Here is a 12,465-nt window from a genome sequence, read left to right as displayed (position 1 = left end):
AGATATTTTGGATTGTTCAGGACGAGATCATTTCAATACTAAGGATTATGGCAATGAAGCAATTATGCAAAAAAAGGATTTTGCAATCTCAGCAGTCTTTTTCATCTTTGGGGGACATCACTTCGCGTTCCCAATTTGGTGGCTACAGCATCGCAGCAAATAAAACGATTTTTGGACTGGTGTCGGAGGGGGAACTTTATCTTCGCGCCAGTAAGAAGGATGAAAAATATTTTCAGCAGCGTGATATGCCTAATCTGATTTATACCAAGCGCGGTATGCCCGTTCCGTTGAATTACTTTCTTGTCGATGAAGCATTATGGCAAGAAGCTGATCAGCTATTGTATTTCGCCCATCTGGCGTTGGGCGGGGCGCAGTATGATAAAGCAGTCAGAAGTACCAACGGGCGGTTAAAGGATCTTCCGAATCTTAATCACGATATCGAACGGCTGCTGTGGAAAGCAGGGATCAAGAATGTCGATGAATTACAGCATTACGGTGCGAAAAACAGCTATCTCGAGTTGCGGAAGGTTCGCGCTAATCTGAGTGTTAACGTGCTATTGGCGCTTGCTGGTGCCATTTGTGGCACACATCAGGCGGCACTCCCTCGCGGTATCCGCAATGAACTGTTGGAATGGTATAAAAACAATGCGGTCTCCAAAGGGCCAAAGCACTAAGGGATGTGTCTATTTCACTGTGTCATCATGTCATTTTTTAGCTGTACGAGTTCAGGTAAGAGACCGATCAGCAGGCCGACTTGCTGAATAATTAATGATTCTTTACTGTCTGACTCGGGTGAAAGGGATTGAAGACTGGCGGTAATGGTTTTCAATCCCTGATTGATACGCAAACTTTCCTCTTCGCTACAGTGTAGCGCATCATCAACATGACAAACGGCATCATCCAGCAATTGCAGCGTTTCCGTTGAGGTAATTTTCCCGCGGTGTGCGCCGAGCGTTGAAATATAGCTTAGTAACGTATGATTCAGGCACATAAAGCGGAATGCGCTGTCCAGCTTACTTCTGGTCGCATGAGGCTCTGAAGACATATTCGATACAACGGATGCCAGTTCGGCATCACAGTTATGCGCATCGCGGCGGGCAATACGATAAGGCAGGCTATTATCTTTCCCCTGATAATATTGAACCATGATCGCATCAAGATAACGGCAGTTGGCGTCCAATGTCTTATTGATGACGGTTGGCAGACCGCGAAAGCGCCAATCCGGCCAAATAAAACTCACCGCCGCCCATGCGATGGCACACCCGAGTAGCGTATCAATGATGCGTGGCACCGCAACCTCAAAGCCTTCACCCAACAGGTTGAAACAGAGCAGGACAAGCAGCGTAATAAACATGGTCGCGTGGGCGTACTGCACGTTGCGAAAGGCGAAAAATAGTACGCCGCTAATAACGATCAACGTTAGCTGTCCTTCCAGCGAAGGAACGAAGTACAGGATGGGTAAACCGAGCAAAATACCGGTCAATGTCCCGATGATTCTCAACGTCAGCCGCCGCCGAGTGGCGTTATAGTTGGGCTGACAAACAAACAGGCTGGTGAGCAGAATCCAGTAACCGTGCTGCAAGCCCGTTATCTGAATTAATGCGTAGCCGCTGCAGAGCAGCACGGACATACGGATGGCATGACGAAACAGTGCTGACTGCGGCGTCAGGTGGCGGCTAATGCGTAAGCGAATGTCGCTCCACCCCATGATTTTGTCGTCTGCCAGCGTGTTTTCTGGGTTGTTCTCTTGCTCAATGGCCTGTTCGGATTCGATAGTCGCTAACTGGGCATCAATAGCGCGTAAATTATTTAATAGATAAGTGAGTGCCTTAATTTGCGAGGCATCCGCCATGTTGTTGGCAACGATACGCGCAATAGCGGATTCAAGATGTATGAAAGCCCGCTCAATACGGCCGTCATGCTGATATTTTTGGTGCAGCAGAATGGATTGCGACAGTTGCTGACAGGCTTTGGCCTGCATACTCAGCAGGCGCTGAAAGCGAAATAGGACGTCGCTATAACGCAGTTTCTCACGCAGTTGCGGATAGTAAACATGCGACGAACTGGCCCGTTCGTGAATATCCTGCGCGACGAAATAGTAGTGCAGCGTTTGACGCGTTCCACGCTGGCCGCGATCGCCACGCAGGCGCGTTAACAGCGATGACTTGGTCTGATTGAGCGTCGCAACCAGCTGGCTGTTTGCCATCGCGACGTCAATGAGGGGCTTGTCGGTTTCTTCCTCAATATCGGGATCGAAGAGGTTGGCTTTGGCATCCAGATAGCGGGCCAACTGCTGATAACACTGCGCGAGGTTGTCCTGCAACGGGCGAATGGGGAAAATCAGATGGCCGAATAGCGTCAGCAGATTGTACCAGGAGGCCCCGATCAGCAGCATGATGGGCTGTTGATACCAGTTGTCGTAAAGGGATATGCCTAGCATGGTGTAAATCGCGATCAGCAGCGCGCCGAATGCGATGGTTGCATAGCGTTGCCCTAATGCGCCGAGCAGAATAAAGCCGCAGGTCGATACTGCCAGACCAAGACCAAATAGCCAGGGGTGGGGGAAAAGCAGTTCGATCGAGACGGAAGCGACAAAGAAACAGGCCAGCGTAATGAACAAATTACGCAGACGCCCGGTGAGGCGATCGTCGAGGTCGGTGAGGGCGGCCGCGACGACGCCAAGCGTGACGGGGATTGTCGATGTTGGCTGACCCAGCCACCAGGGAACTGCCGCCGCACCACTCAGTGCAATAAGGATGCGAATGGTATACAGCCAACTGCTGTTATACACATAGCGGCGAATTCCTGGGGCGAAGGTGAACAACGTAATATCCTTAGATGGCGTTAGCGAAAGTGGCGGCGGGCATTGTTTTCCCGTGCTGCCTGCGCCAGTTCGACGGAAACCACGCGACGCCCTACTGGCCACAGCGCGATGGCGGCAATTTTAAAATTGGCGATGCCAACAGGAATGCCAATGATCGTAATGCATTGTGCGATGCCTGTAATGATGTGCGACAGGCAAAGCCACCAGCCAAAGAAAATGAACCAGAAGATGTTCAGTAGCGATCCGCCAGCGCTGAGAATTGCGCTCTTTTCATCTGGACGTAGCTCATCAACATGGATCGCTTCATTACCATAAGGCAAGAGCGACAGCTTGGTGATTTCCCAGCATGAACGCGTTAGCGGTAAAGTAAAAATCAGCAACACGCTGACGACTGTCGCCAGCAGCCAGGCTAACGTGGTGAAAAAACCACCTAATACGAAATTAAGGATATTCAACACAGTACGCATAGTCTCTCCTGTACTTGTAAGGTAACCAGATAACGTCCCAAACTCGCTGATGGTAAAAGAATTATCACATTAAGCATCAGGATATCCTAACCTGTTTTTAAGGCTAGAGCGTGAAGTCCGATAACGGGTAAACTAGGGAACAGATAAACGACAAAAAATGGACAAATAACCTCTCACATAGTCATGGCGCGAACATCATGGAACTGAAATCTACCTCGTTAGGTAAACATCTGGCCCAGCATCCCTACAATCGGGTGCGGTTACTGAATGCCGGTGTCGAAGTGAGTGGCGATAAACATCAATACCTGATCCCCTTTAATCAGTTGTTGAGTATTCATTGTAAAAGAGGGCTGGTGTGGGGAGAGTTGGAATTTGAATTGCCAGCCGGAAAAGTGGTGCGCCTGCACGGAACAGAGTGGCAGGAAACGCAGGCTTTTTACCGCCATCTTCTTAAATCCTGGCTCGACTGGAGTGAGGAGATGAGTCTGATCAGCGCTGAAGTTTTGCAGCGCCAAACGGACACTATTCACACGCTGACGCAGCAGGACAAATGGTTTAGCCGCCAGGCTCTGGCTACGCTGCAGAATGCTATTCGCGATTCGCTGGGGGCTTTGCCTCTGCCTGTTTCTCGTCTCGAAACTTTTGATAACTGCCGTGATAACTACCAGCATTGCTTACGCTGGCTTGAGCAGGGTGATGAGATGCGCACTGCGGTGAATCAGGCATGGATGGATCGCACGCTGACGGCAGAGCAGCCTTTCTTTGAAACGGTGGAGAGTTCGCCATTAAATATGTCGCAGAGTAAAGCGGTGATCAATGGCGAAGAGGGCGTGTTGGTATTGGCTGGGGCGGGCAGTGGAAAAACCTCCGTGCTGGTGGCCCGAGCGGCGTGGTTAATGCACCGACAAGAGGCCACACCCGATCAAATTTTGCTGCTGGCATTTGGTCGTAAAGCAGCAGAAGAGATGAACGATCGCATTCGGGAACGGCTTCATACGGATGAGATTCAGGCTAAGACGTTCCATGCGCTGGCATTGCACATTATTCAGCAGGCTAGCCGCAAGGCTCCGATGATCAGCCAGTTGGAAAGTGATGCGAAGCAGCGTCGCGAACTGCTGATTTCTCATTGGCAGCAGCAGTGTGCAGAGAAAAAAACGCAGGCTAACGGGTGGCGACGCTGGTTAACGGAAGAGCTGGAATGGGATGTGCCAGAAGGCGATTTCTGGAATGACCCGAAGCTGGCGGGGCGGCTGGCCGGGCGGCTTGAGCGCTGGCTGGGATTGATGCGTACGCATGGCGGCAGCCAGAGTGACATGGTTGAGCTGGCACCAGAATCCATTCGGACCGAATTTCAGCAGCGTGTTCGCTTAATGGCACCGCTGTTGAAAGCCTGGAAAAAAGCGCTTAAGGACGAGAACGCCGTCGACTTCTCTGGCCTCATCCATCAGGCTGTGAATTTGCTGGACAAAGGGCGCTTTGTCAGCCCTTGGAAGCACATTCTGGTGGATGAGTTTCAGGATATTTCGCCACAGCGTGCGAGCTTACTTGCGGCACTGCGTCGACAAAATAGCCGCACCTGTCTTTTTGCCGTCGGGGATGACTGGCAGGCAATTTACCGTTTTAGCGGTGCTGAGCTGGCGTTGACGACGGCATTTGAACAGCATTTTGGCGTAGGCGAGCAATGCGCGCTGGATACCACCTATCGCTTTAATGAACGCATTGGTGAAATTGCAAATACGTTCATACAGCAAAACCCGTATCAGTTGAAGAAACCGCTTAATAGCCTGAGTAAGGGAGATAAAAAAGCGGTGACTATTCTGCCTCAGGAGCAGCTTGAGCCACTTCTGGATAAACTGAGCGGTTTTGTGAAAGCTGATGAACGCATTCTCGTGCTTGCGCGTTATCACCATTTACGCCCGGCGATTTTAGAGAAGGCAGCAACCAAATGGCCGAATTTGCACATTGATTTCATGACGGTGCATGCCAGTAAAGGGCAGCAGGCGGAATATGTCATTATCGTGGGTATGCATGAAGGGAAGGACGGATTCCCAGCACCGGCAAGAGAGTCTGTGATTGAGACGGTGCTGTTACCTGAACCGGAGGACTTCCCCGATGCGGAAGAGCGGCGTTTGCTCTATGTGGCGTTGACGAGAGCGAAACATCGCGTGTGGTTGCTACAGGATGTGGCGAATCCATCGGTGTTTATTGAACATCTTCATCGTTTAGGTGTACCGACGCAGCGTAAGCCGGGGTAACGAAAAGAGAGAAGTAGAACAGAAGAGACCAGCGTCGACAGCGTAGTACGCCGCTGGTCCATTGTGATGTACTGATATTATTTCAGACGATCTTGCAAGTAGCGCTGATAATCAGGAATGGCGATTTGAACGGGTTCTTTAAATAGCGCTGAGTTAATCAGGAAATCTGCCGTTGCCCGGTTGGTAGCAACAGGAATGTTCCAAACTGTAGCCAGTCTCAGCAGCGCCTTCACATCGGGATCGTGTGGTACGGCGTTAAGTGGATCCCAAAAGAAGATCATTAAATCGATTTTCCCTTCGGATATGAGTGCGCCAACCTGCTGGTCACCCCCCATCGGTCCACTTAGCATGCTTTTTACGGGCAGACCCGTGTTCAACTGAATCAGGTTGCCGGTGGTTCCGGTAGCGTAAAGCGTGTGCTCTGTGAGCTGTTGTTTATTCGTACCAACCCAATCTAGCAAAGATTGCTTACAGTGGTCGTGTGCGACCAGCGCGATATGTTTTTGCGCGGGGATGGTACGGGTGGTGAACTCCATGGTTACGTCCTTCAATCTGGTGTAGTAAAGCTGACGCTAGGGTACAGACAGATTACGGAAACGTAGTTTCAGTGCAAAGCGATAAAAGCAGGAAAAGGCGAACGGGTATCAAAAATCAGATGTGACTGCGCGTAAAATCACCAGCTTACAGATTCATTCAGTGTGGTAGCAAAGCCAGCAACCGAAGCCCCGTTCGCCGCTGCGTTGTACTCTGACATTTTTCGCTCTATATCGAGTAGCTCATTGTCTGCGATCACAAGCGCATCAGTACGCACGGGGATCGCCTGATTTTTTTCATCAAGCAATTGATATTGAGGCTGGGCGGTAAAGTTTTTGCGATCCTGAGGGGTTTGCAGCGGCGGTAGCTTAAATGACACCGATGCCACTTTTTCCGTGTTAAAGGTCGCAATAAAGGTTGCAGGGAAATAGGTCGCTGGCGCACCGGTCTGGGCATCGACAGTATCGACGACTTTGAACAGAATCTGGTGTTGCCCACTGCCAAGTTCGAGGCTATCGGCACCTTTCAGCAACGAGCCTGACATCTTTTGCCCGTCAACCATAAGGAGATCGATTTTCTGATCTAATTTCAACGTTGTTGCCGCCATTGCAGAGGTACTTAAACCTGCAATAACAAGGCAGACAGTGATGAAGCCGAATTTCATAATTTTCCCAGATGGAACGTAATCCGAGTATTGTTGAGGAATTGTCTGAATGTGTCAAAGGTTTCAATTTGAAACAGGCTGTTATGGCATTTTTCTCGCTATAGGGCGCAGATGGAGGTGGTCTTAAGCCATTTCATGCTATTCGTAGAATGTGCGATACACTGTAATCAATCACGCAAGAGAGGCTGAATAGCATGAATGACAAAGAGATTGAGTCTGTACTGAAAACGGTAAAAACCATTGCGCTAGTGGGTGCCAGCGATAATCCATCCCGCCCGAGTTATGGTGTGATGGCGTATTTGCTTAAGCAGGGCTACGACGTTATCCCCGTTAGCCCCAAACTGGCCGGCCAGACACTTTTAGGTCAAAAAGCGTATGCCAGCTTAGAGGATATTCCTAAACCGGTTGATATGGTGGATGTTTTTCGCCAGCCGGAAGCGGCCTATGAGATTGCCAAAGAGGCTATCGCCATCGGCGCTACCGTTCTGTGGCTACAGATTGGCGTCATTAACGAGCAAGCCGCAATTTTGGCTCACGATGCTGGGCTGATAGTCGTAATGGATCGCTGTCCGAAAATTGAAATCCCGCGGCTGGGGTTGGAGAAATAAGTTGCAGATATTTGGCGATGCTGAATATCACAACATCGCCAATACCTGCCTTTGGTCATCAGCATCTGCTTTTAGTGAAAAACTAATGGCGCAGCTGTGGCGCGCGGCGTTGAATGACCTCGGCTAATTCGTTTAGCGAAGGATGCTCATGCTCAGAAAGCTCTTCCTTCATCAGCTGTGCTTCTGCCAGATAAGTATGAATCGGTTGGCCTTCGTCATCTTCCATCACAACGTGGTACCACGGTTCGGACCGCGGCGTGTCATTGCCGCTAATTTCTTCCCAGGTGGGCGTGTCTAATGAGTATTCGGGATCGATATCAATCACAACCCCTGGAAATCCCAGTTGTCTATGACGAATCTGTTGTCCGATGCCAAATTTACAGATGATCATATCAACCCCCTGGAAATAGATTACACTTTCTACTCGTTGCGGATGGCGTGAAGGAAAAATGACCGCATCCGATAACGCCTTTTAGCGTACAGCGTTTTTTCAAGTCATGCGCTCGCTGATGAATCGCTGGCTGAACACATTATTAACAGTATGGTGTAAATTTTTAGAAGATACAGGTCTGCTAATGAAATGTTGTGTGGCCGCAGGGTAGGAAAGGGGGAAGAAGATGGTAAAGATAGCGACGGTCGCCTATGTCTATGGTGTGGTTCAGGGCGTTGGATTTCGTTACAGCACGCAGCATCAGGCTAGGCAGCTTGGGCTCGATGGATATGCACGCAATTGTGATGATGGCAGCGTGGAGGTGGTAGCAAGCGGTAAACCTCATGCGGTAGACGCGTTGATTGAGTGGCTGAAGCAAGGAGGCCCACGAAGCGCCAGAGTGGATAAGGTGCTTATTGAGCCACATGGCAAGACGGACTATGACGGTTTTACGATCCGCTATTGAACCTGTGACGCTAGATGCATTTCACCGGTTTGGGTAAGCCAGCGATTTTAGTTGCCTGCTTGGCTGGGCCTTTCGGGAACAGTTTGTACAGGTAGCGGCTATTTCCTTTCTCCTCACCATACTTTTGCGCCATCGCCTTAACCAACATGCGTATCGCGGGTGACGTGTTGAACTCCTGATAAAAATTCCGCACAAACCGGACGACTTCCCAATGTGGTTCAGTCAACACAATGTCTTCCTGTTCCGCTAACACGGGAGCCAATGCTTCACTCCATGCGGTGCTGTCCATCAGGTAACCCTGCGCGTCAGTTGCGATTATTCGCCCTTCAAACTCCAACATCTTCTCTCCGACTGCGATAGTTCAGCCCGTAGTTTACCAAATTTTTCTATCTGCACCGGAATAAAAAAAAGCCCCAGATGGGGCTTTCTTGGTGCGGCGATAGACGAGGCTTAGTCGTTACGCATGATGCCCAGAATGCTCAACAGGCTAACGAAAATATTGTATATCGCGACATACAGGCTAACCGTCGCCCGAATGTAGTTGGTTTCACCACCGTGGATGATGTTACTGGTTTCCCACAGGATGGCACCTGCAGAGAACAGAATAAACAGGGCGCTGATTGCCAGATGCAGAGCCGGAATCTGCAAGAACAGATTGGCGATAACGGCAACAACCAGAACAACGAACCCTGCCATCATCATGCCTGACAGGAAGGACATATCCTTACGTGTCGTTAAGACATAAGCTGAACAGCAGAAGAACACCACCGCCGTGCCGCCGAGGGCCAGCATGACAATATCGCCTGCGCCGGTGGAAATCAGTGAGCTTAAAATTGGGCCCAGCGTATAACCCATGAATCCGGTCAGTGCGAACGCGGCCAGAATGCCTGCGGGGCTGTTAGCCAGCTTGTGCGTCAGGAACATCAGACCATAAAACCCAACCAGCATCAGAATTAAGCCTGGGGCAGGTAGGTTGAGTACGGTGCTTGCCGTCGCGGTAACGGCTGAAAAACCCAGTGTCAGCGACAGCAGGAAGTAGGTGTTGCGCAGCACTTTGTGCGTGCTGAGTAGCGAGCTTTCACGGGTAGAAGAAACAACAATACGATCCATATCAGCGACTCTCTCTTCAGGGTGCTATTATCCAATGTCGAAGAATAAATAGTTTCATGACGTTATTAAAGGTGGTTTACCCTTCTTTACGCTGAAATTTTTCTGCCCAGCACTTGTGTTTTGTTCAGCAAGTGGTGTGGTACCGGAAATAAATTGCACTATTTTATCTGCCACGTGATGTTTTTGCGTCCAATTGCGCTGCGTTAGGCTATTTTTCAGGCAATTGAGCGCTGTGATGCTTTACAAGATCTCACACACTGTTTATAGTTCGCGTCATTGCGGAGGAGTGGCCGAGTGGTTGAAGGCACCGGTCTTGAAAACCGGCGACGCGAAAGTGTTCTAGAGTTCGAATCTCTACTCCTCCGCCACAAAATTCAACGGGTTAGCTTAGGCTAGCCCGTTTTCGTTTCTGCTATCAAATCCCAGAATCGTTTTTTACATTATGGTGTTGATGTGGTTATTGTCCGTAACAACCTCCGCGCTGAGCATGTTGAAACGTGTAGCGAAGGCACGATGCGAATTTTTCCCATCACCTATTCATTCAGAAATGAATACTAACGATGGGTAAAAAATAAATAAGCATCGCGTTATTCATCATTAATAAATCGATAGTTATTGCTCAATAATAACAATATAAATATTGGTATTATTTACTGCTTACATATTCCTGTTCAGCCTTGCGTACATTAAATAAAACGCTGAACTGGAAAACATGAATGTGACTGAAAACGATAGGTCGATGTATTGACTACAGATTAAATCAGGAAATCATCCTGAGTTTTATAAACAACCAGATCGAGCAATGTGCGATATTTTTCCTGAAAAGCGGCATTGGCCTCTGTTTCAATTTTGTGGACTAATTTAGCGATGATGGCCTTGTTACTGACGGAATGACCAGATTGAATGATCTCTTCCACAATGATGCCAAGCATTTCCATATCGCTGATCTGAGAGTCAAGACTGAGGACATCAGATAACGGGAGCTCGTTTTGGGGCACCTCTGAATGCATTGCTCTTCCTCCCTTTAGCGCTTTCTGACAGAGTGAATGCACGCCTTGCCAGACAGCACGAACGCGCTATCCGCCAGACATGAAGAAACGGTTACTTAACTTTAGTCGAACATACGCATAAAACCAGTCGATAAGATAAATAAACACTGCGTTACTCAGCAATGCTTCCAAACGTGAAAGGATGACGGTGATCAATAGTCAGGCGGATAAATATGAATTGTTCGTTTCCCAAAAATATTATGTTTGAAATAATTATGTGAGATGCGTGACTTCAATAAGTTAAACATAACAAGAGAAAAGGATGCAGGGGAAAACAGTAAATGAACATAAAGACTATTAATGCATTTTGGTTGCGACCTATAAGATTTTGATCTGTACAAGGAGATGATATTTTCTGTGGTACATGTCGTTTTAGCAAAAATGTCTGCTTATCAAAAAGGCCTGTTTATTGAACATAGTGCCGTAGTTTACCTGGAGCGTTGGCATGCAAAAGATCAGAGCAAAAGCAGTTTGTCTTTTCCGCAATAATGGAAAAATCCTGTTAGCTGAGGGGTATGATCCGATAAAGGACGAGCATTATGTGTTGCCGCTTGGTGGTGGTATCGATTTTGGCGAACTGTCTCAGGCGGCAGCGGAGAGGGAGGTTCAGGAGGAAATCAGTGCAGCGACCAAGGACTTTTCGCTGTTGGGCGTTTCAGAGAATATTTTCTCCTACAATGGCAAACCGGGTCATGAGATCGTCTTTGTTTATGAGGCCCGATTTCAGGATGAGTCACTTTATCAACAAGATATCATTCATGGTATAGAGACAAACGGTGTTCCGATCGTGACTCGCTGGTTTGATATTGATTTGCTGCGCTCAGGGGAAATCAAGTTTTATCCTCATGGTATAGTGGACATGATCTAATCGGAATTGACGGGTTGGGATGATGGCATGCCGCGGCTCTGTGATGATAATCCGTGCCGATGTTAAGCGTCGAAATAAGGAAAAAAGATGCAGGTTTTGGTTGTGATTGATATGCAAAATGCGGTGTTTTCAACGCCAAGAGCGCGACAAGCACAGACGGTCGCATTGATAAACCAGCTTTCAGATGCAGCAGATCGGACGATTTTTATTCAGCATGAAGAAGACGGCATGCTGTCTGGCAGCGATGGGTGGCAGCTATTACCTGAACTGCACCAGCCAGAGGGGAGCGTGTTTATCACCAAAACGGCGTGCGATGCATTTTACCGTACGTCGTTAGCCGATGTGCTGGCTGAATTGGGTGTTAACCACCTTACGATGTGCGGGTGTGCGACGGATTATTGCGTTGATGCAACCATCAAAAATGCAGCCAGCCGAGGCTATGCGCTGACGATTGCAGCCGATGCGCACACGACGGCGAATCGCGGCGAACTGAAAGCTGAACAGCTAATTACGCATTACAACGACGTGTGGCGGAATTTTATTATTCCGGGCAACACGATTACAGTAGAAACCACGGAGCACATCGTTGCTTCATTGAAGACGAGTCGCTAGTTCCATGCTGAATATTATTTCTGTTAGAAATCGCCCCGAATACAAAGAGCAGGCGATCCAGTACTTCCAACGCCACTGGGCATCAGATGAGACGCTGATGCTTTACGAAGATTGTATCAGCCACTGCATTGATGCGGAAAACCCATTGCCAGATTGGTATCTGCTGGAGAAGGATGGGCAAATTATTGGCGGTGCAGGGTTAATTACCAATGATTTCATCAGCCGCATGGATCTTTATCCCTGGTTGTGCGCGCTTTACGTTGAAGAAAACTATCGTGGCAAAGGTTATGCGGGGCGGTTGATTGAACATCTTGCTCAGGAAGCTCGCCGTGCTGGTTTTTCTGCATTGCATTTATGCACCGAGTTACTCGGTTTTTATGAACGGTATGGATTTCACTTTACCGGAATGGGCTATCACCCCTGGGGTGAATCGTCACGTATCTATTCACGATCGCTTTAAAGGAAAATAACAGGTGAGCTAACGGCTCACTTTATGCGTCAATTGGGCTAAAAGTTGCAGGCAACATGCGTAAAAGTGAACGGGATCATATTTTGCTGACGAGGGGCAGACTACGCTT

At 48.7% G+C, this 12,465-nt stretch carries 15 protein-coding genes and 1 tRNA gene; 8 read left to right on the top strand and 8 right to left on the bottom strand.

Annotated features, from left to right (window positions below):
- Positions 1-53 precede the first annotated feature (53 nt).
- Positions 54-674 (top strand): TfoX/Sxy family DNA transformation protein, encoded by a 621-nt coding sequence (locus H4F65_RS05090; RefSeq protein ID WP_010276020.1) that lies wholly within the window; start codon positions 54-56, stop codon positions 672-674.
- Between the two features lie 14 nt (positions 675-688).
- On the opposite strand, the gene yccS is transcribed toward H4F65_RS05090, so the two are convergent.
- Together yccS and H4F65_RS05080 are read right to left on the bottom strand one after the other, a co-directional pair.
- Entirely contained in the window at positions 689-2,824 is a 2,136-nt protein-coding gene (gene yccS / locus H4F65_RS05085; protein ID WP_010276026.1) for a YccS family putative transporter, read from the bottom strand.
- 20 nt (positions 2,825-2,844) lie between these two features.
- On the bottom strand, positions 2,845-3,291 hold the full coding sequence (locus tag H4F65_RS05080; protein WP_010276031.1) for a YccF domain-containing protein: 447 nt from the start codon (positions 3,289-3,291) through the stop codon (positions 2,845-2,847).
- Positions 3,292-3,488: 197 nt separating this feature from the next.
- Here H4F65_RS05080 and helD point away from each other — a divergent pair, with 197 nt between their 5' ends.
- On the top strand, positions 3,489-5,546 hold the full coding sequence (helD, locus tag H4F65_RS05075; protein WP_010276036.1) for a DNA helicase IV: 2,058 nt from the start codon (positions 3,489-3,491) through the stop codon (positions 5,544-5,546).
- A 77-nt stretch (positions 5,547-5,623) separates the two neighbouring features.
- On the opposite strand, the gene H4F65_RS05070 is transcribed toward helD, so the two are convergent.
- Positions 5,624-6,082 carry a methylglyoxal synthase gene (locus H4F65_RS05070; protein ID WP_010276040.1) on the bottom strand — a complete coding sequence of 153 codons (459 nt, stop codon included), beginning with the start codon at positions 6,080-6,082 and terminating at the stop codon, positions 5,624-5,626.
- Positions 6,083-6,219: 137 nt separating this feature from the next.
- Positions 6,220-6,744 (bottom strand): DUF2057 family protein, encoded by a 525-nt coding sequence (locus H4F65_RS05065; RefSeq protein WP_010276044.1) that lies wholly within the window; start codon positions 6,742-6,744, stop codon positions 6,220-6,222.
- Positions 6,745-6,938: 194 nt separating this feature from the next.
- Between H4F65_RS05065 and H4F65_RS05060 the strand changes: the two genes are divergently transcribed.
- Entirely contained in the window at positions 6,939-7,352 is a 414-nt protein-coding gene (locus tag H4F65_RS05060; protein WP_010276047.1) for a CoA-binding protein, read from the top strand.
- Between the two features lie 82 nt (positions 7,353-7,434).
- Here the strand turns inward: H4F65_RS05060 and hspQ are convergent, their stop codons facing one another.
- A complete protein-coding gene (gene hspQ, locus H4F65_RS05055) occupies positions 7,435-7,743 on the bottom strand; it encodes a heat shock protein HspQ (protein ID WP_010276051.1) in 309 nt (102 codons plus the stop codon).
- A gap of 226 nt (positions 7,744-7,969) precedes the next feature.
- Here hspQ and yccX point away from each other — a divergent pair, with 226 nt between their 5' ends.
- Entirely contained in the window at positions 7,970-8,248 is a 279-nt protein-coding gene (gene yccX, locus H4F65_RS05050; RefSeq protein ID WP_010276055.1) for an acylphosphatase, read from the top strand.
- A gap of 10 nt (positions 8,249-8,258) precedes the next feature.
- Here the strand turns inward: yccX and tusE are convergent, their stop codons facing one another.
- Both tusE and yccA read right to left on the bottom strand, forming a co-directional pair.
- Complete coding sequence (gene tusE / locus H4F65_RS05045) at positions 8,259-8,588, bottom strand: sulfurtransferase TusE (RefSeq protein WP_010276060.1); 330 nt, start codon at positions 8,586-8,588, stop codon at positions 8,259-8,261.
- A 110-nt stretch (positions 8,589-8,698) separates the two neighbouring features.
- The gene (gene yccA / locus H4F65_RS05040) at positions 8,699-9,358 is read right to left on the bottom strand and encodes an FtsH protease modulator YccA (protein WP_010276064.1); all 660 of its coding nucleotides are present in this window, start codon (positions 9,356-9,358) and stop codon (positions 8,699-8,701) included.
- Between the two features lie 280 nt (positions 9,359-9,638).
- Between yccA and H4F65_RS05035 the strand changes: the two genes are divergently transcribed.
- A tRNA-Ser gene (locus H4F65_RS05035) sits at positions 9,639-9,726 on the top strand.
- A gap of 387 nt (positions 9,727-10,113) precedes the next feature.
- On the opposite strand, the gene H4F65_RS05030 is transcribed toward H4F65_RS05035, so the two are convergent.
- The gene (locus H4F65_RS05030; protein WP_010276068.1) at positions 10,114-10,368 is read right to left on the bottom strand and encodes a biofilm/acid-resistance regulator YmgB/AriR; all 255 of its coding nucleotides are present in this window, start codon (positions 10,366-10,368) and stop codon (positions 10,114-10,116) included.
- 484 nt (positions 10,369-10,852) lie between these two features.
- Here H4F65_RS05030 and H4F65_RS05025 point away from each other — a divergent pair, with 484 nt between their 5' ends.
- The 3 genes from H4F65_RS05025 (at position 10,853) to H4F65_RS05015 (ending at position 12,347) form a co-directional block, all read left to right on the top strand.
- Positions 10,853-11,275 carry an NUDIX hydrolase gene (locus H4F65_RS05025; protein WP_010276071.1) on the top strand — a complete coding sequence of 141 codons (423 nt, stop codon included), beginning with the start codon at positions 10,853-10,855 and terminating at the stop codon, positions 11,273-11,275.
- An 87-nt stretch (positions 11,276-11,362) separates the two neighbouring features.
- On the top strand, positions 11,363-11,887 hold the full coding sequence (locus H4F65_RS05020) for an isochorismatase family protein (RefSeq protein WP_010276073.1): 525 nt from the start codon (positions 11,363-11,365) through the stop codon (positions 11,885-11,887).
- Positions 11,888-11,891: 4 nt separating this feature from the next.
- Positions 11,892-12,347 carry a GNAT family N-acetyltransferase gene (locus H4F65_RS05015; RefSeq protein WP_010276075.1) on the top strand — a complete coding sequence of 152 codons (456 nt, stop codon included), beginning with the start codon at positions 11,892-11,894 and terminating at the stop codon, positions 12,345-12,347.
- Positions 12,348-12,465: the final 118 nt, after the last annotated feature.

This window comes from Pectobacterium brasiliense (genome assembly GCF_016950255.1).
GTDB classification, from domain to species: Bacteria; Pseudomonadota; Gammaproteobacteria; order Enterobacterales; family Enterobacteriaceae; genus Pectobacterium; species Pectobacterium brasiliense.
The sequence above is the reverse complement of the archived record's forward strand: the minus strand, read 5'-3'. Positions and strand labels throughout refer to the sequence as shown.